This is a genomic window from Hyphomonas sp. (assembly GCF_017792385.1).
In the GTDB taxonomy this organism is placed as follows: Bacteria; Pseudomonadota; Alphaproteobacteria; order Caulobacterales; family Hyphomonadaceae; genus Hyphomonas.
In genome coordinates, this window is the sequence record NZ_CP051230.1 from 1766163 (window position 1) to 1786367 (window position 20205).

At 63.1% G+C, this 20205-nt stretch carries 23 protein-coding genes; 15 read left to right on the forward strand and 8 right to left on the reverse strand.

What is annotated here, in order from left to right; genetic code table 11:
* Positions 1-24: 24 nt before the first annotated feature.
* Entirely contained in the window at positions 25-939 is a 915-nt protein-coding gene (locus HF955_RS08820) for a methyltransferase domain-containing protein (RefSeq protein WP_291079173.1), read from the reverse strand.
* Here HF955_RS08820 and HF955_RS08825 point away from each other — a divergent pair.
* The 4 genes from HF955_RS08825 (at position 938) to HF955_RS08840 (ending at position 2839) form a co-directional block, all read left to right on the forward strand.
* Positions 938-1708 (forward strand): ComF family protein, encoded by a 771-nt coding sequence (locus HF955_RS08825; RefSeq protein WP_291079174.1) that lies wholly within the window; start codon positions 938-940, stop codon positions 1706-1708. The genes HF955_RS08820 and HF955_RS08825 overlap by 2 nt on opposite strands.
* Before the next feature lie 34 nt (positions 1709-1742).
* Positions 1743-2000, forward strand: coding sequence for a glutaredoxin 3 (gene grxC / locus HF955_RS08830; RefSeq protein ID WP_291079175.1), 258 nt, complete (start codon positions 1743-1745; stop codon positions 1998-2000).
* A 12-nt stretch (positions 2001-2012) separates the two neighbouring features.
* Complete coding sequence (locus HF955_RS08835) at positions 2013-2453, forward strand: DUF1178 family protein (RefSeq protein ID WP_291079176.1); 441 nt, start codon at positions 2013-2015, stop codon at positions 2451-2453.
* Between the two features lie 83 nt (positions 2454-2536).
* Positions 2537-2839 (forward strand): aa3-type cytochrome c oxidase subunit IV, encoded by a 303-nt coding sequence (locus HF955_RS08840; protein ID WP_027836923.1) that lies wholly within the window; start codon positions 2537-2539, stop codon positions 2837-2839.
* A gap of 6 nt (positions 2840-2845) precedes the next feature.
* On the opposite strand, the gene HF955_RS08845 is transcribed toward HF955_RS08840, so the two are convergent.
* A complete protein-coding gene (locus tag HF955_RS08845; protein WP_291079177.1) occupies positions 2846-3097 on the reverse strand; it encodes a TraR/DksA C4-type zinc finger protein in 252 nt (83 codons plus the stop codon).
* A gap of 127 nt (positions 3098-3224) precedes the next feature.
* Between HF955_RS08845 and HF955_RS08850 the strand changes: the two genes are divergently transcribed.
* On the forward strand, positions 3225-4190 hold the full coding sequence (locus HF955_RS08850; RefSeq protein WP_291079178.1) for an ABC transporter ATP-binding protein: 966 nt from the start codon (positions 3225-3227) through the stop codon (positions 4188-4190).
* Positions 4190-5590: an ABC transporter permease gene (locus HF955_RS08855; protein ID WP_291079179.1), complete on the forward strand. Its 1401-nt coding sequence runs from the start codon at positions 4190-4192 to the stop codon at positions 5588-5590. The genes HF955_RS08850 and HF955_RS08855 overlap by 1 nt, the downstream gene beginning before the upstream one ends.
* Positions 5591-5667: 77 nt before the next feature.
* Here the strand turns inward: HF955_RS08855 and rpsU are convergent, their stop codons facing one another.
* Entirely contained in the window at positions 5668-5916 is a 249-nt protein-coding gene (gene rpsU, locus HF955_RS08860; protein ID WP_291079180.1) for a 30S ribosomal protein S21, read from the reverse strand.
* Between the two features lie 87 nt (positions 5917-6003).
* On the opposite strand from rpsU, the gene HF955_RS08865 reads away from it, so the two are divergent.
* The 3 genes from HF955_RS08865 (at position 6004) to HF955_RS08875 (ending at position 7670) form a co-directional block, all read left to right on the forward strand.
* Complete coding sequence (locus tag HF955_RS08865) at positions 6004-6639, forward strand: COQ9 family protein (protein ID WP_291079181.1); 636 nt, start codon at positions 6004-6006, stop codon at positions 6637-6639.
* A gap of 251 nt (positions 6640-6890) precedes the next feature.
* A complete protein-coding gene (locus tag HF955_RS08870) occupies positions 6891-7226 on the forward strand; it encodes a DUF2794 domain-containing protein (RefSeq protein ID WP_291079182.1) in 336 nt (111 codons plus the stop codon).
* 96 nt (positions 7227-7322) lie between these two features.
* A complete protein-coding gene (locus HF955_RS08875) occupies positions 7323-7670 on the forward strand; it encodes a hypothetical protein (RefSeq protein ID WP_291079183.1) in 348 nt (115 codons plus the stop codon).
* Between the two features lies 1 nt (position 7671).
* On the opposite strand, the gene HF955_RS08880 is transcribed toward HF955_RS08875, so the two are convergent.
* Positions 7672-9384 (reverse strand): VWA domain-containing protein, encoded by a 1713-nt coding sequence (locus tag HF955_RS08880; RefSeq protein WP_291079184.1) that lies wholly within the window; start codon positions 9382-9384, stop codon positions 7672-7674.
* A 94-nt stretch (positions 9385-9478) separates the two neighbouring features.
* Positions 9479-11365, reverse strand: a complete 1887-nt coding sequence (locus tag HF955_RS08885; RefSeq protein WP_291079185.1) for a DUF885 family protein — start codon at positions 11363-11365, stop codon at positions 9479-9481.
* Positions 11366-11469: 104 nt separating this feature from the next.
* Here HF955_RS08885 and HF955_RS08890 point away from each other — a divergent pair, with 104 nt between their 5' ends.
* The 4 genes from HF955_RS08890 to HF955_RS08905 all read left to right on the forward strand — a co-directional run bounded on the left by HF955_RS08890 (position 11470) and on the right by HF955_RS08905 (position 16184).
* A complete protein-coding gene (locus HF955_RS08890) occupies positions 11470-12291 on the forward strand; it encodes a SapC family protein (protein ID WP_291079186.1) in 822 nt (273 codons plus the stop codon).
* A 179-nt stretch (positions 12292-12470) separates the two neighbouring features.
* Positions 12471-14564 carry a thioredoxin family protein gene (locus HF955_RS08895; protein WP_291079187.1) on the forward strand — a complete coding sequence of 698 codons (2094 nt, stop codon included), beginning with the start codon at positions 12471-12473 and terminating at the stop codon, positions 14562-14564.
* 40 nt (positions 14565-14604) lie between these two features.
* Positions 14605-15246, forward strand: coding sequence for a redoxin family protein (locus tag HF955_RS08900; protein ID WP_291079188.1), 642 nt, complete (start codon positions 14605-14607; stop codon positions 15244-15246).
* Positions 15247-15692: 446 nt separating this feature from the next.
* Complete coding sequence (locus HF955_RS08905; protein ID WP_291079189.1) at positions 15693-16184, forward strand: GNAT family N-acetyltransferase; 492 nt, start codon at positions 15693-15695, stop codon at positions 16182-16184.
* A gap of 6 nt (positions 16185-16190) precedes the next feature.
* Here HF955_RS08905 and HF955_RS08910 read toward each other — a convergent pair whose 3' ends face one another.
* On the reverse strand, positions 16191-16586 hold the full coding sequence (locus HF955_RS08910) for an MAPEG family protein (RefSeq protein WP_291079190.1): 396 nt from the start codon (positions 16584-16586) through the stop codon (positions 16191-16193).
* Positions 16587-16749: 163 nt separating this feature from the next.
* Between HF955_RS08910 and HF955_RS08915 the strand changes: the two genes are divergently transcribed.
* Positions 16750-17421, forward strand: a complete 672-nt coding sequence (locus HF955_RS08915) for a nitroreductase (RefSeq protein WP_291079191.1) — start codon at positions 16750-16752, stop codon at positions 17419-17421.
* On the opposite strand, the gene HF955_RS08920 is transcribed toward HF955_RS08915, so the two are convergent.
* Positions 17418-18710 (reverse strand): hypothetical protein, encoded by a 1293-nt coding sequence (locus HF955_RS08920; RefSeq protein ID WP_291079192.1) that lies wholly within the window; start codon positions 18708-18710, stop codon positions 17418-17420. The two genes, HF955_RS08915 and HF955_RS08920, sit on opposite strands and share 4 nt — an antisense overlap.
* 183 nt (positions 18711-18893) lie before the next feature.
* On the opposite strand from HF955_RS08920, the gene HF955_RS08925 reads away from it, so the two are divergent.
* Positions 18894-19541 carry a hypothetical protein gene (locus HF955_RS08925; RefSeq protein ID WP_291079193.1) on the forward strand — a complete coding sequence of 216 codons (648 nt, stop codon included), beginning with the start codon at positions 18894-18896 and terminating at the stop codon, positions 19539-19541.
* A gap of 122 nt (positions 19542-19663) precedes the next feature.
* Here HF955_RS08925 and HF955_RS08930 read toward each other — a convergent pair whose 3' ends face one another.
* The gene (locus tag HF955_RS08930; protein WP_291079194.1) at positions 19664-20197 is read right to left on the reverse strand and encodes a nuclear transport factor 2 family protein; all 534 of its coding nucleotides are present in this window, start codon (positions 20195-20197) and stop codon (positions 19664-19666) included.
* Between the last annotated feature and the right edge of the window lie 8 nt (positions 20198-20205).

Below are 20205 nucleotides of genomic sequence, written 5' to 3' on the forward strand. Positions count from 1 at the left end.
CGACGTGCCGCATCAGGCCGGGTGTCAGGATTGGCGATGGCCTTTCACGGCGTCGGCCAGGCTGGCGCGCGCACTTCCGGGTTTCAGGGGTTTGGGCTGGCTGTCTGCCGGGTGCCAGCCTGACAGATGGACGATTTCGAACGTTGCCCGGACCTTTCCATCCGCATCGCTGAACCCTTCCCGGTAGAGCTTCAGGGCGCGATGCAGCACCGAGCGGGTCAGGGGCCGCATGGTCCCGGCTGAAAAGGCGGCCCGTTCGCCCATGCCCTTCAGGTCCTCCAGCAGGGTCATCGGGTCGGCATACCGCACCACGACCGTGTCCCGGTCGACCACGGGCAGGGCATATCCGGCACGTTGCATCAGGCTGGCCATGTCCCGCAGGCCCGGCAGGGGAGAGACCCTCGGGGCGACTCCCCCGCGCAATTCGGTCTCCGCTTCCATCAGGCAGGATCGCAATTCCGCCAGCGTGCCAGCGCCGAACAGGGCGCCCAGAAACAGCCCATCCGGTTTCAGGGCGTTCCGGATCTGTATCAGCGTGCCGGGCAGATCATTCACCCAGTGCAATGACAGCGCGGAAACGATCAGGTCATAGCTGCCTGCAGCGAGCCCCGGATTTTCTTCATCCATGAGACGTGCGTGCAAGCCTCCGGCCTCCGCAAGGGCCACCATCCGTTCCGACAGGTCTCCGGCCTCCACGGTTTCGACCTGTTTGCCCGCCCGAATCAGCCCGGCCAGCTGGCCGTCATGAGCGCCGAGATCCAGGGCGCGCGGGAAGACATGGGACGTGTCCGCCAGCCGGTCGGCGATATCACTCGACACGCGGGCCTTGAGGAAGTCATAGTTTTCGAACTGCGCGGCGGCCCGGTTTCGGTTGCGGGCCACGCGGTCACGATCGAACAGGCGCGGGGGCGTCGGATCTGGAGGGGGCTGGGACGGCATGAGCAGCGATATGGACCCGCCGGCACGTATGGCAAAGGGGCTTTTGCGCGGTGCGGCTGATTTTCTCTGGCCCCAGCGATCCCTGGTGAGCGGCCAGAGGGGGGCAGGCAAGGGGCCGCTGTCGGCGGCGGAATTCGCGGCCATCGGCTTCCTGTCAGACCCCGTTTGCGATGCCTGCGGCCGGCCGATGGAGATCGATCTCGGCCCGGACACCCATTGCGCCGCCTGCATTGCCCGCCCGCCGCGTTGGGACCGGGCCCGCGCCGCCATCATCTATGACGCCGCCAGCCGCCGCATCATCCTTGACCTCAAGCGCTCCGGACGGCGGGATGGATTGTCCACCATGACGGGATGGATGCACCGGGCCGGCGCGCCCCTCATTGCGCAAGCCGACCTCATTGTGCCCGTGCCCCTGCATTACACTCGGCTCGTCCGGCGCGGGTTCAACCAGTCGGCATGGCTGGCGCAGGGCATTGCGCGTCGCGCCGGAGTGGCGTGCCATGTGCACCTCGTCAAGCGCCGCCGGCGTACGCCCACTCAAGGGGGGCTGAGCGCGCGGGCCCGTCGGCGGAATGTGGCCGGGGCCTTTGCCATCTCCAAACGGGCCGCTGCCCTGGTGCGGGATCGGCGCGTCCTGCTTGTTGATGATGTCCTCACCACCGGGGCCACCGTCTCAGCGTGCGCCCGTGCCCTGAAACAGGCAGGAGCGCGACAAGTGGACGTGCTGGTGCTTGCGCGCGTTGTACGCGAAACCGATCTCACCATATAGATCGGGAAGAAACCTGTTCAGGAGCCCCCATTTCATGTCTGACGTCACGATCTATACGCGCCAGTTCTGTCCCTACTGCACGCGCGCCGTTTCCCTGCTGAAATCCAAGAATGTGAAGTTCAACGAAATCGACGCCGGCATGGACGCCGCAAAAAAGGCGGAGATGGTCGAGCGGTCGGGCGGCGGCCGGACGTTTCCGCAAATCTTCATCGGCGAGACGCATATTGGCGGCTGCGATGACATGATGGCCCTGGAGCGCTCCGGCAAGCTGGACTCCCTGCTCGAGGCCTGATGCGATACGCCCATGATCCGGTACGCGCTCACCTGTTCTGATTGCCACCATGATTTCGAATCCTGGTTTGCATCATCAGCGGCATTTGACGATTTGTCCGGCAAGGGTCTGATCAGCTGTGCGGAATGCGGCGGCACACATGTCGCCAAGCAGATCATGGCGCCGTCTGTCTCGACCTCGGGTGCGCCGCGCGGCGATTCCGACGAAGCGGCGGCTGCGCGGGAATTCCTCAGCAAGGCGCGGGACCATGTCGCGCGCAATTTCGACTATGTCGGGGACAGTTTCGCCGACGAAGCCCGTTCCATGTTCTATGGCGAACAGGACACTCGTCCGATCTGGGGTGAAACCACGCCGGAGGAATCGCAGGCCTTGCGGGAAGAGGGGGTGCCGGCTGCGCCATTGCCGCGTGCCCTGACACCGCGTCCACCCAAGACCGACAAGCAGGTAAACTGAACTGGATCGCTTTGACGCGCTTGACCCTGCCATACCCTCATATAATACGCAGGGTTCAAGGATTTTGACGGGGAGTGCCCTAAATGGCTGCCAGCGAATATCATCGCGGAGAAATGGACATCACCGACCAGAAAGCGACCTGGGACGGCTTCATCATCGGAAGCATCTGGGGCAGCCTCTTGGTCATCCTCACGGTTGGCTATGCCACACTGGCAATTGCCATCGGCATGAACTGGATGGTGTCGCTCGGCCTGATGGCCATCTTCGGCGTCGTGGCCGGACTGGTCATGAATCTGGGCGGCCGCTGGATGGCAACCGTCGTGCTGATGGTGATCCTGGCTCTGGTCGTCCAGCTCTTCATTGCCCTGTTCGGCCTGGTACTCTGACACTCCTCAGACTGTAAGAGTCGCGGGCTCCTTGCAGTCCGCGCAGGTCTCTGTCGCCGGATCCGCCCGCAGGCGGGTCAGCGGTATGCGGCTGTCACACCCGGTGCAAAACCCGTAGCGTCCGGACTCCATCCGGGCCAGCGCCGACTCGATGCGGGCGAGTTGCTGCGCATATTTTTCCAATGATATCGAAGGCCGCTGCACGCCGTCAGCGCCTGCATCTGCGATCAGGCGATCCGTTCCTGAAAGGGGAGGCATCGTCTTCATCCATGAGGATGCTGCGACTCCTTTAAGGGCTTGGCAAGGCGTTTCGGACAATTGAGGGTGATCCATATCGAGAATCGCTAACGCACCGACGCCCTCCGCGTGAAAGGACGCCGAAAACATGGTTTCACCCCCGCTGGTCATGTCGGCCGTGACGAAACGTTTCGGCGCGTTCACCGCGGTGGACCGCCTGTCCCTCGAAGTGCCGGAAGGCCAGATCATCGGCTTTCTCGGCCCGAATGGCGCGGGCAAGTCGACAAGTCTGCGCATGGGGCTGGGCATCATGGAGCCGGATTCCGGGGACGTGCGCCTGTTCGGCGATCGCCCGAATGTCCGCGCGCTGCAGCGCGTTGGGTTCCTGCCGGAAGAGCGGGGCCTCTACAAGAAGATGACCGCCCGGGACACGATCACGCATTTCGCCCGGCTGAAAGGGCTCAGCGCGCCGGACGCCCGCGCCCGCGCCGACGAATTGCTGGAGGCGACCGGGCTTGGCGAGTTCAGCCGGGCCCGCATTTCGAAACTGTCCAAGGGCATGGCGCAGAAGGTCCAGATCCTTTCCACGCTGGCGCACCGTCCGGACTTCCTGATCCTCGACGAGCCGTTTTCGGGGCTGGACCCGGTCAACCAGCAGGCGCTGGAAGACCTGATCCGGGCCGAACATGCGCGCGGGGCCACGATCCTGTTTTCAACGCATGTCATGGAACATGCCGAACGCCTGTGTGACCGCATCGTGATGATGGCCCGGGGCCGCAAGGTGCTGGACGGCACCTTGAAGGAAGCCTTTGCCACGCTGGGGCAGGGCGCGCGGATCTCTGTGGAAGCCGGCTTCGATCTCGCCGCCGCCCTGACGCCAAAGGGCTTCAATGCCACGCGCACGGCCGATTCCGGGCATGGCGATACCTGGCGGATAGATCTTCCGCCGGGCCGGGAGGCTCAGGATGCCCTGCGCGCCGCGCTGGAGGCGGGGGCTCCGATCACCGGGTTTGCGCCCGAAGAGGCCCGCCTGCGTGACGTGTTCGTTTCCCTGGTCAGCGAGGCCGACGCCGCCGCGCTCGAAGCGTCCCTTGCCGAAGACGAGGCTGCCTGATGCGCAATATTCTCTTGATCTTTCGCCGTGACTATCTGGGCTATGTGAAGGCGTGGGGCTTCTGGCTCAGCCTCGCCGCCGTGCCGCTTTTCATGATCATCGGCGCGGCGCTCGCAACCTTTGCGGCCCAGTCTTCCCCGGTGCGCTATTTTGCGGTGGTCGAACCCGGCAGCATATACGCCGAAGCCATCGAGGCAGAGTTCCAGCGCCGCGAACAGGCCGATGCCGAACGCGCCAGCGAGCTTGTCGAACAACTGGACCTGCCCGTGCCGGAAGAGTCTGCCCCGGACACGGATCCAGTTGACCCGGCGAGCCGCAAATTCATCCAGGTCCCGGCCCCGGCCACAACGATTGATGGGCTGCGACCCTACCTGCTGGGGGAGCGCACCGTCTCCGGGCCGCTCGGCGACAAGCCATTGTTCGCGGCCTTTATCCTGTCCGAGGGTGGCGGCGAGCTGGAATACTGGAGCGACGACGTCAATGTCGACCAGCTGCGTTATGTTGCCAAATCCGCCATGCTGCGTCTGGCCCGCCGGGAGGCGTTGGCAGACGCCGGTCTCGGCGAGGATTTCCTGAAGACCGTGGACGCCGGCGCGTTCGATGTTCCCGCGCGCCGCATTCGCACTGTGGAGGAACAGGACACCACCGGCGCGGAAGTCACGATGGCAGACCGGGCGCCGATGTTTGTGGCAGGTGGTCTGGCCTATTTCCTCTGGCTGATGGTGTTCTCGATCATTCAGTACTTGTTGATGGGCACGATCGAGGAACGTTCGAACAAGATTTTCGATACGCTTCTGACTTCGGTGAAACTGCCGGAATTGCTGGCGGGCAAGCTGCTGGCCGTGTTCGCGGTCACCTCCACCATGATGCTGTCCTGGGGCCTGTTTGCCTTTGCGGGCGGCACAATCGTGTCGACCCAGATTCCCGGCGTCGGCAATGCGATCGCGCCCTTCATGGCGGCGCTTGCCAATCCGGCCATCATCGTGCCGGGCCTGATCAGTTTCCTGCTGGGCTATATCATGTACGGCATGACCTTCATGGCGCTCGGCTCGCTCTGCGACACGATCCAGGAGGCGCAGACCCTGCTCAGCCCGATGATGATCCTGCTGATGCTGCCCATGTTCGCCATCTTCATCACGTTCCAGGACCCGGGCTCACCGTTGGTGGACATCGCGTCCTGGATCCCGTTCTTCACACCCTTCCTGCTGATCCTGCGCATGCCGCAGGACCCGCCGCTCTGGGAAGTCCTTGCCCAGATGGGCCTGATGGCGGCCTTTGCGCTGCTGATCCTCTGGCTGTCGACCAAGGTCTACCGCGCCGGCGCGGTCCACGGCGCCGGCATCGGCGACATGGGCGGCATGCTGAAGCGGATGATCGGCCTGAAAGGGAAGGCGGCTTAGTCCTCCCCCAATGAAAAAAAGCCCTGCCAGTGCGAACTGGCAGGGCTTTTTTGGAAACCGGTTATCCGGAAGCGGGTCTAGACCAGACCTTCGCGCTGGGCGCGCTTGCGCGCCAGCTTGCGAGCGCGGCGAACCGCTTCAGCGCGCTGACGGGCTTTCTTCTCGGACGGCTTTTCGAAGTACTGACGGGCCTTCATTTCCCGGAACAGGCCTTCGCGCTGCATTTTCTTCTTCAGCGCGCGCAGGGCTTGCTCGACATTGTTATCGCGGACGACGATCTGTACGATTGTTCTTCTCCATTCGTTGGGGGCGTCGCCCCGATGCATAGCGTTGAGGCCTGGAGACCTCGGAAGCGGCGCCTATATCACGGGTCCGGCCTGTTGGCCAAGCCCTTAAAGCCATGAGGTTCAGTCATGTCATCTACGCCGTCAGAAACCCTGAGGTTCCGCTGGCTGGACGCCCTCCTGCCGGATGTGCCGTTCGATGGCTGGACCGAGGCCGCGGCGGCGGTGGCGGCAGACCGGGCCGGCCTGACGCCGGGCGAGCAGGCCCTGGCCGCACCAAATGGCATTTCAGACCTGATCGACGCCTTCTTCGACCGGGCCGGGCAGGCCGCGCTGGAGCATTTGTCACAACAGGATCTCGCGGGCCTGAACACGCCCGGCCGGGTCAAGGCCGGCCTACTGGCCTGGCTCTCCGTGCTGGAGCCGGACCGGGAAGCGGTGCGCCGTGCGGCCATCCGGGGCCTGCTGCCCTGGGGCACGGGCCCGGCTGTACAGCGCACCTGGCGCGTCGCCGACATGGTCTGGGATGCGGCCGGGGACACGTCGGACGATTACAATCGCTATTCCAAGCGCGGCCTGCTGGCGGCGGTGATTCCCCCGATTGTGATGTATTGGCTGGACGCCCCCGACGGGGAGGACCTCGACGCCTATATCGATCGCCGGCTGAAACTGGCTTCGGGCATCGGGCGCAATATTGGCCGGTTCGCCAAGCCATTGCTTGACGCCCTGCCGGTGACGCGGCCCAATGGAGCCACGAAAACATAATTCGGGTGTCGCATGAGGGAAGATGTCGGACAGAGGCTGAACAAACGCCCCAGGGGGCTGGGGGGGCTGATGGGTCCGGGGTGTCTGCTGAACACCTCCGCCCGACAATTAGAAGATGATTGTCGTCGGGGGCGGGCGCAAGGCGTAAACATGGCAAAATCGCCCCAATTGACCCGGTTTTGCATTAAATTGCGTTTAGGCGAGCTTAAGGGCCACCTTTTCGCGTCTCAGGAGAAACCAGAAAGGGAAAAATGGCAGAAAACACGCACCGGATAACGTCCCCGGAACCGCGAATCGCATTCCACAAGACTGAGCTCCAGCCGATTCTCGATGTCTATGGTCGGCTGGTCATGGCCGGTGAGGCCAGGGATTACGCCATCGGCATGCACAAGGATGTCGCGATCTTTGCCATTTTCCGACGACACGCCGAAAACCCGACCTGGCGGATCGAGAAACAGCCCCATCTCGCCAATATGCAGGGCCAGTATGTGGTCTATGGGCAGGCGGGTCAGGTCCTGCGGCGGGGCCGGGAACTGGCGCAGGTCCTGCGCGTGTTCGACCGCAGCCGCTTCCGCGTGGTCGAGTAAATTCGATCAAATCAGTTAACTCGCTGTTAACCAAAAACTTCTTGCGGAACGATATGGAACATTATAGGAACATGCTCATTGGAACGGAGCATGAACATGGGTATCGACGTAAGATTTCGGGGACGGTCAGGCAAGGCCTGGGATTTCAAGCGGGTCCCTCTGGATGCGCCCTGGGCGCGCACGGCCGGCGTGGCATTGTTCGCAGCGCCAGACACATATGGCTGGCGCATCATCCGCACCATCGAATTGTCCGGCAAGCCGAACGACATCCAGCCCATCTGGGCGCTGGCCGACGCGGAACGCTATGGTGCGCGCGCCGTGTTCCTCGCCACCGAGTTTGATGCCCGCACGCGCCGCTTGATGGTGGATGATATCGAAGCCGGCTTCAGCCCGGTCTGCATGTCGGATCGCAGCCGGGCCGAAGACGCGCCGATCGCGGCCTGACCTATTCTTCCTGTCCCTGCCGGCGCAGGGCAGCCTGCGCTTCGGCCGTCTCGGCCAGCCGGGTCAGGTTCACGAATTCGGCACGATAGCCGAATTCATCAGGGCCCTTGGCGCCATTCGCCAGATTTCGGATTTCCTCCCAGCCGAAACCGGTGCCGAGGGCTTCACCCCCTTTCAGCATTTCGCCATAGCCGGCCACGGCGGTGGCAAAGCGCGCCCATTGCGGGGCCTGGTCCATACTGTCCACACGGTCCGCCAGGGTCACGGCGCGTTCCAGCAGGGTCGATGTGTCTTCCCCCGGTGCCTTGTAGCGCAGCTTCACATAGGCGTACTCGCCGGATGGATCATCCCTGCGGGTATCCGTGTCGCCATAACGCAGCGGGTCGATCTGCGTCGCGTTCGATCCGACCGGTGTGATTTCGTAGATCGCCGTCACGCTGGTGCCCGCACCGATATCTCCGGCATCCACCTTGTCATTGTTGAAATCCTCGCGGTCCAGAAGCCGCGTTTCGTATCCGATCAGGCGGTATTCCGCGACGCGCGCCGGATTGAATTCCACCTGGATCTTCACATCATCCGCAATCGGAAAGATGTTCCCGGCCAGATCATCGGCCAGAACCTTTCGGGCTTCGCTCAGCGTATCCACATAGGCTGCCGTGCCGTTTCCGGTCTGGGCAATCTTCTGCATCATGGCATCATTGTAATTGCCACGGCCGAAACCGAGCACGGAGAGATAAATGCCGGTCTCACGCTTGCGGGAGACGAAATCTTCCAGTTGTTCCGGGTCGGAAATGCCGACATTGAAATCGCCATCCGTCAACAGCATCACCCGGTTGACCGCGTCTTCCTTGAGGCCCTGTTCGGCCAGCGAGTAGGCCAGGCGCAGGCCTTCCCCGCCTGCCGTTGATCCGCCGGCGCGCAATTCTTCCAGCGCCGCCACGATCTTGCGCTTCTCGCTCACAGGGGTCGGCGCCAGGATTTCCCCGGCTGCGCCCGCATAGACAACGATGGCAATTGTGTCGGTTGGCTCCATCTCTTCCAGCATCAGCTTGATGGCCTGTTTGGCCAGCGGCAGCTTGTCGTCAGAGAACATGGACCCGGACACATCCATGAGCAGGGTCAGATTGATCGGCGGGCGGGCGGTCTCATCAATATCGCGGCCCTGAATGCCGATCTGCATCAGCTCGCGTCCGTCGGCAAAGGGAGACGGCATCAAATTCACCTGCGTGGAGAAGGGGGGCCCATCTTCTGCAGGTTGCGGATAGGTATAGTCGAAATAATTGATCAATTCCTCGATACGGACCGCATCCTTCGGGGGCAGCACACCGTCTTCGAGAAAGCGGCGGACATTGGCGTAGGAGGCCGTGTCCACATCGATCGAAAAGGTCGAGACCGGCTCCTCGCTGACCAGTTTGACCGGGTTCTGGTCAACATCCTCATACTGATCGCGGAATTCAGGGGCCGGCGGCTGCATGACGGGGCCCTGCATGTGCCGCGGCGAGGCTTTCGCATATCCCGCAGGGGCTTCCATGGCCATGACGGGGGAGGGGGGCGGCGGCGGAGGCGGTGGTGGCGCGGTCCCGTCCGTCTTGTTGCCGGTTACAACAATCGTGTCCTGACTGGCCTCTCCCCCGGTGGCCGTGTCGTTCGATTGGCAGGCAGCCAGCATGGCGGCGGCCGCGACCCCTGTCAGAACCAGTCCCTTGAAATTCATGATCGTCCCTCCTCATTTCGTCCTCGGAAATGACAGGATGGTAATTCGCTCATGGCATCAATAAGGCGAAGCCCGGATTGATTGGGGCAATTTCCTAATTATCGGGATCGAGCTTCGAAATGTACCAGCGCTCCACATCCTCCTCCAGAAGGGCGAGGGGGCGAGGGCCGCGTTCCAGGATCACATCATGGAATTCCGCGAGGTCGAAATCCGGTCCCAGCACGCGCCGGGATCGTTCACGCAAATCCATGATCTTCCTTGCACCCACCCAATAAGCCGCCGCCTGGCCGGGCCAGACCGCGTACCGGTCAACTTCCTGCGCCATCGATTCAGGAGACTGTCCGGTCGTCTCGACCAGATAATCGATGGCTTCCTGCCGGGTCCACTGGTCCCGATGGATTCCCGTATCGGCGACCAGTCGCGCCGCGCGGAACAGGAGCGATTGCAGGAATCCGATGCGGCCCAATGGATCGTCCGCATACAGGCCGGCATCATGGGCGAGGATTTCGCCATAGACCGCCCATCCTTCGCCATAGGCAACATTCCAGACCATTTGCCGGATCAGGGGCAGGTTGGACCGCTCCGCCGTCAGAGCGCTTTCGAGGTGATGGCCGGGGACCGTCTCGTGAAACACCAGCGTCGCCAGGGCAAAATCGGGCCAATCGGTCATCTGCGCCAGATTGATCTCGAATTGCGCCGGGGCGGACCCATTGGCCGGGGCGGCACTGTAATAGGCCGATGGCGCAGAAGCCTGCAGGAAATCCGGAACCGCGCGAATGGTGACGCCGGTGCGCGGCATGGCGGGCATGATGTCCGCCAGGGCGGCTTCCGCGCGGGCCAGGTGCGTGCGCATGCGGGCAAGCAGGGCCTCGCGGCCCTCTGGCGTGTCCTCGTACAATTGGCCTTCGACAGCGGCCAGCGCCGCAAGGCGCTCGGCCAGTGTTCCCTCTGTGAACCCTTCAGCTTCCAGGGCCGCCAGCAGGGAATGCGTCAGCTGCTCGACTTCCGCCAGGCCCTGCGCATGCAGGGTCTCGGCGCTCAGCCCCTCATCGGTATAGGCCGCCAGCACCGAGTCATAATAGGCATTGCCACCGGGCAATTGCCACACACCCGGATCCTCCGGCGCGTCCGCTTTCAGGCCTTCCAGGGCTGCCGAGAATTCTGCATAGGCCGGCAGGATGTCTGTCTGCACCAGATCCAGCACGCGTCCTCTCAGTTCGGCTTCCTCGTCCGGCGCAAGACCGTCCGCACCGGATACGAGATTGTCGAATGTGGTCACCAGGACATGTGTCTCGGCGGGCGGAGCGCCGATCTGTCCGGCCAGCGCCTGCATCCGCTCCAGAACCATTGCAGGCGGAACAATGCCCGCGCGGGCATCTGCCTGCAGGCGGCGGCGCTCATCCTGCAGCGCCCCGGCAAACTGGGACAATCGCGCGACATAGTCCCGTGCATCCGCGGCCGTGTTGAACGGATGGGCGCCGGTCAAAAGGTCCGGCACATCGATATAGGCCCCGCGCATATGGTCTGCGACATAGGGATAGGCGCGGCCCAGCCCGGTCTGGCCATGACCTGTGACGAACAGCGACTCGGCGGTTTCATAGGCGCGGATCACCGTATCGAGATGCCCGGCCTGCCGGCCGCCTTCGGCCGGTCGCGGGGCGGACAGCAGCGCCTCCAGCGTCTCGAGCCGCTTGACCCGGCTGCGTTCATAGGCTGCCTGCGACCGGTCGGTCAGATAGGTGTTGAACCGGTATCCCGCCAATTCCTCGGTCAGCCCCAGCCGCGTGGCAAGTTCCGGATCGTCGGCCAGTTCATTGACCGCGATGGAGGTCAGCAACTCGTCCACCTCGCGTGCAATCCGGCGCGGGGTGCCGGCATCGTCGACCGCAGGTGCGCATGCCGCCAGGAACGAGACGATGGCGATGCCGGAAATCGCCGTGAGGGCAACAGTTCTCAGCGGGGCCGGGAGGCGCGGAATCATTACAGCTATGTGACCTTTTCCTGACTGTATCTCGCCCTGATTCGGGTGTTGTGACCCAGGGTTATTTCCGGTAACGATCCGTCAACAATTCGGGAGTCTCCAACGTGAACACAACACCTGCAACCCCGCCAGCGGGCGGACAACCGGCCCTTTCGGGCAATGTGATGTTCTACAAGCAGCCGCAACCGCTGTCAGCAGAAGCGCATGCCGGTCTCGGCGTGAAACAGATCGAGCAGCCCTTTGCGTTCCTGCGGGAATCCCACGCTGTGCCGGTGACCGTGTCGGAATTCGGCCGCGCCGCCAGCTTCTACCCGCTGATCTTCGTTGGCGATGACCGCACCCCGGTCGCCGTCATGGGCATCCGTCAGGGCCAGAACCTGTATGTCGATGATCGCGGTTTCGTGGCCGACGATCATTATGTCCCGGCCTTTGTGCGCCGCTATCCTTTCGTGTTCGCCGCCGATGAAGGGTCCGATCGTCTGGTCCTGTGCGTGGACCGGTCTGCGCCGATGGTCACCAACCAGCCGGAAGTGCCCTTCTTCGAGAATGGCCAGCCGAGCAAGTTCACCAATGACGCCATCGAATTCTGCAAGGAATTCGAGCGCCAGCGCCAGGCGACGACCGAATTCGGCAAGATCCTGCGCGACATGGACCTGTTCGAGCAGAAGACCGTCTCCTTCCAGCCGCGCGACATGCAGGGCAATTCCACGGGTGAGCAGCAGAAGATTGCCGACTATTGGGCCGTTTCCGAAGAGAAGTTGAACGCCCTGCCAGCCGAGAAATTCATGGAATTGCGCGACAATGGCGCGCTTGGCGCGATTTATGCGCACCTGATCTCGCTGATGAACTGGCAGACTGTCATTCAGCGTGCGGTTCGCGCGCAGAACCCGGCCGGCGCCCAGCCGGCCGCTGCACCGGTCAACTAGTCCCCCGGTTTCGGGTCTGAACAAGGCGGCTCCATCCCGGGGCCGCCTTTTTCGTGCGCGCTGTTTCCCGGGAGAGGCGAGGCTCACCATGTGATCACGTTTGAGCGAGGCCCTTCTATCTGCCTGCATTCCCGGGCATATGGGCGCCTTGTACTGCAAGTCTTGTCCGGGATTCCTGAATGTTGAGAGCGTTTTACCTGTTCTGTCTGGCCATCTGGATGGCCGTTCCGCTGGCACAGGCCCAGCCGGTCGATGGCGGCCGCGCCGTGGTGGAACTGATTTCCGAGCGCGACTCCGCCCGGCCCGGCGAAACCTTCTATGCCGCCCTGAAGATGGATCTGGATGAAGGCTGGCATGTCTATTGGCGCAATGCGGGCGATGCCGGCCTGCCGCCGCAGGTCCTGGCGCTGGACGATTCCGACGTCACCGACGACGCCATCGGCGCGTTCGTCTGGCCGATCCCGCACCTGCTGCCGGTCGTTCCGGGCGAGATCATGGATTATGGCTATGATGACCGCGTGATCCTGCCATTCCGGGTCACCCTGCCGGATGATGCGGTCGGCGCCGTCCGGATCAGCCTTCTGGCCGATTATCTGATCTGCGAGGAAATCTGCATTCCCGAAACCGCCGAGGTCCAGCTGACCGTGCCCGTGGGCGAGAGCCAGCCCGACACGGTGAATGGCACGCTGATCGGAGAGTGGATGGCCCGTGCCCCGCGCCCGTTCGACGGCGAGGCCCGCATCGATGCCTCTGCCGACCCGTGGCGGCTCAGCCTGAAGACCGAGGCCGGGTTCGATCCTGCCAGCGATCTGCGCTTCTATCCCTTTGATCACGAGATCAGCCATCCCGCCGACCAGCCTGCCAGTTTCGGCAGCGCCGGGGCCACGCTCAGCCTGACGCCCGCCGGTGGCGCGCTGGACGGCCCGCTCGACGGCGTGGTCGTGGTCGAGACCCCGGATGGCACACGCACCGGCTACACCGTCTCGGCCGGGCAGGGGGACGTGTTCGAGAACACAGCTGGCATCGCGGCCCGTCCGGCATCTCCTGCCGGTGGCGGCGGGAAGAGCCTGATCGCCCTCGCCATTGCGGCCATCATTGGCGGCCTGATCCTGAATCTCATGCCCTGCGTCCTGCCGGTCCTGTCCATCAAGGCGATGGGCATGGTGCACGCCGTTGCCTCCGGCCATGAAGGCGACGTGCGCAGCCACGGCCTCTGGTATACGGGCGGCGTGCTGCTCTCCTTTGCCGCGCTGGCCGCTGCGATCATCGCCATCCGCCAGGCCACCGGCACGGCCAATCTCGGCTTCCAGCTGCAGCACGGGCCCACCGTCGCCGTGCTTGCCCTGGTCATGTTCGTCATCGGCCTCTGGCTGCTCGGCATGTTCGAACTGGGCACCTCCATCCAGAACACCGGCAGCGGCCTGGCCGCGCGCAGCGGCGCGATGGGCGCCTTCTTCACCGGCGTGCTGGCGGCGGTGGTCGGCGCGCCCTGTATCGGCCCCTTCCTCGGCGCCGCGCTGGGCGCCGTGCTGGACCGGCCCCCGCTGGCCGTGATGGTCGTCTTCCTCGCCATGGGTTTCGGCCTGGCGCTGCCCTATCTCGTGCTCAGCTTCGTGCCGGGCCTGTCGCGCCTGCTGCCAAAGCCGGGCCGCTGGATGGAGACGCTGAAACAATTCTTCGCCTTCCCGATGTTCCTGACCGCCGCAGCGCTGCTGTGGACGCTGGGCGCAGTGGCCGGCCCGGCCGCCGTCGCCTGGACCGTGGCCGGCGGCACGCTGATCGCCTTCGGCATCTGGCTCGCCCGGCGCGGCGGCGGCGCCATCGGCAAGGCCCTGGCCACGCTCGCCATCCTCACCGGCCTCGCCTATCCGGCGCTGACCGCGAACTCCTCCACCGCCACGGGGCAGGGCACCGCCCAATATGCCGAAAAGTACGAAACCGAAGCCTGGAGCCCCGAACGCGTTGCCGAACTCACCGTAGAGGGCCGCCCCGTCTTTGTGGACTTCACCGCCACCTGGTGCGCCACCTGCCAGCTCAACAAGGCCACCACGCTGAAATCGGCTGCCGTGCAACAGGCCTTTGCCGACCATGACGTCGCCTTCCTCGTGGCGGACTTCACCCGCAAGGATCCGGTCATTGCCGAGGAGCTGAAGCGCCGCCAGCGCGCCGGGGTGCCGATGTATCTCTGGTATGCCGCCGGCGCGACCGAGCCGGAAATCCTGCCCGAAATCCTGTCTCAAAAGCTTGTGATTGGACTTGTCACGGCAGAATGAGCATGATCCCGCCGACCCACCCGAACGGAGGACTTCCATCATGATGAGCCGACGCAATTTTTCTCTCGCCGCCGGCATGGCCGCTGCCGTGGCCCTGACCGCAGGCGCCCTGATCGCCTCGACCGCCCAGGCCGCGCCGAACGATACCGACACGCGCGCGCCGGACTTCACCGGCGTGACCGCCACGGGCGACACCGTGTCCCTGTCAGATTTTGCCGGCCAGACGGTCGTGCTGGAATGGACCAATGATGGCTGTCCGTTCGTGCAGAAACATTATGCCGTGCCCCCCGCCAAGATGCAGGGCCTGCAGACCGATGCGTCCGAAAGCGACGTGGTCTGGCTGTCCATCGTCTCGTCTGCCCCCGGCAAGCAGGGCCACCGCACCGGCGCGGAACTGCTCGACATGAATGAAGGGCGCGGCGCCACCCCCGCCCATGTCATTATCGATGAAAGCGGCGACATTGGCCGCCTCTACAAGGCCAAGACCACGCCGCACATGTTCGTCATCACCGCCGAAGGCGAGATCGCCTATCAGGGCGCGATCGACGATACCCCCTCGGCTCGCGTCTCCGACATCGAAACCTCGACCAATTACGTCTCCGCCGCGCTCGACAGCGTCGCCGCCGGCGAACCCGTCGAAGTCGCCAGCTCCAAACCCTATGGCTGCTCGGTGAAGTACTGACGAGGGACACAGCAAACGCACTGCGTTTGCCCCGAGGCAGACCCAAGCGTAAGCGCAGGGCAAAGAGGGACACAGCAAACGAACTGCGTTTGCCTTCCCCCTCTTTTCCGCTCACCCCGGCGAACGCCGGGGAGACGGAAGCTTGATGGCCCAATTCCTGTAATCCCGGAAAATCCGACAGGATTTATCCGGGACCCGGAAGCGTATTGGCCCCCTCCACTGGGTCCCGGACATTTGCTGGCGCAAATTCCGGGATGACAAATCGAAACTACTCCCCCCAACCCCGCATCCCCGGCGAACGCCGGGGCCCCCTCGGCTGGCTCTGCATCGCCCCCGCAGGAGACCCCGGCCTGCACCGGGGAGGCGGACCTTGAATTTGTCATCCCCAACCCCAAGCCGAAAACGCCGCTTGAACTCGGCGGCAATGCGCCCTAGACGCGCTCGCCATGCTTCAGATTGTGCCCGAAACGCCAGACCTCCATGCCGATGCGATCGAAGACCTCTTCGCGCGCACCTTCGGCTCGGGCCATTTCGCCAAGACGGCCGAGCGGCTGCGGGAATATTCCCGCTCCCTGCCGGAGATCAACCGCGTCGCCGTGCTGGACGGCAAGGTGATCGCCGTCTGCCGCGTCTGGCCCCTGAAAGTCGGCCCCGCGAAGGATCGCGCCCTGTTCTATGGCCCCGTCGCCGTCGGCCCCTCCCATCGGGGCAGCCGGCTGGGCCTGACCGTCACGGGCGAGGCGCTGGAGGCCGGCAAGGCCGCCGGCTGGCCCGCCGCCGTGCTGATCGGCGCGCCCAGCTATTTCGGCGAGATCGGCTTCACCGTCACGCCGAAGAACCAGCTTCTCTTCCCCGGCCCGCAGGACCAGGCCCGTGTCATGGTGAAAGACCTCGCCGGAGACGCCAGCCGGCTGTCCGGCCTCGTCACGGCCGGCTGAACCGGCTCAGGCCGACAGCGCCATCCAGACACAGGCGCCCGCGATGCCCAGCTGCACCAGCGCGCTGAGCAGCGTGCCGAGGCTGCGCCCCGGGCTGCCCCCGGCCGACCCGCTCAGGCCCACCGCATGCAGCACCCGCCCCACAAGGAAGGCCGCCCCCAGGCCGTGCACCCACAGGACCGGCGCGCCCATCACGCCCAGCGCGATCAGCCCCGCCAGCACGACCGGCACATCCTCCACGGCGTTGCCCTGCACGCGGATCGCCCGCTGCAGCGCCGCATTCCCGCCATCGCCAAAGGCGATCTTCTCCCGCACCCGAACCCGGCCGACATTGGCCTTCAGGCACAGCATCCAAAGGGCAAACAGGCCCACATACAGCGTAGCCGCCGCGATTGATGTCATTTTGGAACCCTCCCATTCTGTTGCGGAACAGGTTAGCCCCTTTCACGAGGATTTCAGCAGGAATATCGTCCCCCGGCGGGGCGGGCCGCTTCTCTGACGCCGGGGCAGGGGGGCTAGCGTCCGGCCAGACAAGATTCACAAGATCACGGGAGGGCCATTGGCCATGGAATTCGATGAGGTCATCAAGACACGGCGCAGCATTCGCGGATATCTCGACAAGCCGGTGCCGAAGGAGCTGATCCGCGAAATCCTCGAAATCGCCATGCGCGCCCCCACCTCGATGAATTCCCAGCCCTGGAATTTCTATGTCGTCGCCGGCGAAGTGCTGGACCGGATCCGCAAGGGCAATGTGGAGCGCAATGTCGCCGGCGTGCCCGACAGCCGCGAGTTTCGCATGGGCCCGCCCTATCAGGGCGTCCACCGGGACCGTCAGGTGGAGATCGCCGTCCAGCTGTTCCAGGCCATGGGCATTGAGCGCGGCGACAAGGAAAAGCGGATGGACTGGGTGCTGCGCGGCTTCCGCCAGTTCGATGCGCCGGTCTCCATCGTCATCACCTATGACAAGGCGCTGGCGGGCGGAGACATCCCGCCCTTCGATTGCGGCGGTGTCGTCAATTGCATCGTCAACACGGCCTGGTCGCGCGGGCTCGGCTGTGTGATCAATTCTCAGGGCATCATGCAGAGCCCCGTCGTGCGCGAAGAGGCCGGCATCCCGGACGATCAGGTCATCCAGACCTGTGTCGCCATGGGCTGGCCCGACGACACCTTCCCGGCCAATGCCGTCGTCTCAAAAAGAAAATCCGTAGACGAAGCAGCGGTATTTCGGGGGTTTTAGTGGCCAATAGGGGAGTTTCGGATTGGTACGTCTACTTCGTTGTCCCCTATCCAACCGCTGTACTTTCTTCGATCCGTCATAACAGATCGATAATTGATTAAATAGATCATCATGAGTTCACAGAGCCACTGAGCCAGCTCCCACGCCTCGAGCACTTCCCGTCCAGTCCTATCGAATCCGCTTTTGTAGTGAATAGTGTTGTTTCGGAATTTCGATAGCATGGTGCAGGCATCCTTGTTTGCGTCGGATGCTGCGCGCTTTTCGAAATCATTTAAGTGTTCCATTGGGTTGCCATCCAACCCTATCAGCGCGATTGCCGCTCTGAGCAAATCAGAAAATGGAATTTTCGATCTTAGTAATTGTTCTGACCACCCACCTTGTGTTCGTAATAGGTGAGGAACAATGGCTTCTAGACCTGCAAATGAGGCAACAAGGGCTACCTCTAGACTATGCTCTCTACTGACATTTGACGCGCGGTAGAATTCGACAGTTCGTTTTAGAACCTGTCGGTCGGCGAGATTCTCTAATCCATGATAAAGGTTAAAGATGGTGGGTAGTTCTCGAACAATCTTTCCTGAACACCATCCGTTGGGAATTGCGAAGTGATCGCTCGAAAAGAAGCCCAAATGCGCGAACGTCAAATTTTCATTGTGGTCATAGCCACAAATGTTGCCAAATCCAGAGTATCCGCCGCGAACTAATGTGAGGACATTGCTCAATTGAGTTAGAAACAACAGTGCTTCTTCGCTGGAAATGTTGTCTCCCTCAATAGTAACAAAGTTTGTCACAAGTCTTTGATAGCGGTGAGATTTATCAGTAGACCGATTTTTACTCATCGATTGAACTTCTGGATTGTCATGTAAGCGGAGTGATTTTGAGCCGCGTTCAATAAGTATTTCCCCTCCAGCGTGACTCAAGTCAGGACCATTCAGTAGAGCTGCTTCAACTTTCGTGGCCGAGTTTCCAAAATTTAGTTGCATGGGCTGTCGAGTTGGAAAAAATGTAAATTTTTCCATGTTTACTTCGATTGGGATTAGTTCGACGGGTTTTGGAAAACATGGCGAACTGCAACGGGCATTTTGTTGAGAAGCTTCGATAAACCCTTGGAGACCGTTGGGGTTATCTGCTTCTAAGTAGACCTGCCCGTGGGAGTCGTATCGACCGATCAAGCTTACTTTTTCTAGTGTTTTTGTTCCGATCGCTATAGAGGCAGAGGGAAGTGTGAAAGAAGCACCAGGAATTTCGGCACCTTGAAAGTCTTTTGAGCTAAGCAGTTCAGTTCTCGTCATAGAATTCCTCTAGCGCGGCAACCTTAAGGAGCTTTCATATCTCCAAAAGGTGTGCGCCGATTCTCTTATGTTTCAATGCACTGAGCTTATGTTGAGAGCTCGCGCTCCTCTCTTGGAGAGTGTTGCCTAGACAATTTTTACTCCCCAATCCGTCTGATAGCTCCTGCCCGTAAACTCTCCCGCATGATTGGACTGGATGCATTCATCGAACAGGGATTGGCGGCGGCGGGGCGGGCCTTGCTGGGGGTGCGGGCGGAGGCCGGGCTGCATCTGGCGCCGAAACACGTCACCAAACGCCTGCGCGCCCGTGTGCGCAGCCGCCTGAAAGCCATCGAGACCATTGTCCGGCGACTGATCACCCTGATGGCCGCCGCGCTGGAAACGGTGCCCGCAGGCAGGGCAGGGGCAACCGGCCGGGCCGCAGCCCCCACCGCACAGCCGGACGGCGCCGAAGACGTGACGCAGAGCTTCGCCGCCCTGCAGGGCCCGGCCTATCATCTGCGCCTCACGGCGCGCCCGGTGCGCGGTCTGGCCGACTGGCACCAGATGCTTGCCGGGTCAGGCAGCGCCTCGGCGCTCGCCACCGGGCCGGTGTCGGCCGCGCCGCTGCTGGCGCAGATCGTGGCGCTGCACCGCGTGCTGAAGGATCCCGAGCCTGCGGCCAGACGGCTGGCGCGGCATCTGGCCGGGCTGAAGGCCAGCCGCCAGCCGCGCCCGATCTGCCCGCCCAGCGCCGGGGATTTCCGCCTCGGCGCGGAACTGGGCACCGTCTCCACCGCCCTGCCGGGCCTCATCACCCGCGCCCTGGCCGACTGGCCGGACACGTCCTGAGCCGTCCCTGAATTGTATCTGACTGCCGGGGCGCTATCCGCGTCTCCGGCCGCTGGCGCTGGCGGCGGGCTCCGCTCTCCTTCGACTTCGCTCAGGATGAAGCGGCCAGGAAATCAGAGACCCTACTTCCCCTCAAAGAAGGAATAGACCGCATCTTCCGGATGGCTCGCGCCAATCGGCGTGCGCGGGCCGAAGCGCTCGGCCTCGCTGCCCGGCGGCAGCGGCATTTCCTCGGTCCAGTCGAACACGACCAGCCGGTTCAGGATGCGCCATTCGCCGTCGCGCTTCACGAACCAGTCGAGATAGCGGCCCTTCATGTCCCATTGCTGCATCTGCCGGTCCGCGCCCGGCTGGCGCTGGAAGGCAGAGAAATAGCTCTCCACCGCCGCGCCGCCCTCGCGGAATTCGATCAATATGTTGTGGATCTGGTGAATGCCGCGTTCGATATGGGGAAGGGTCTTCATCGCCCAGTCAACAAAGCCGGAGGCGCTGCCCTGATATGGCCCATGATGGTCCGTGCCATCGGGCCAATAGGCAGAGCGGAGCATCGTCTCGTCGGCCCGGTCAATGCCGCGCGCATAGCGGAAGAGGCAATCGCGGATCGCCTCGCGCGCCCATAATTCCTCGATCTTCTGTTCCAGCGTCAGCTCGGCCATCTTGGCGC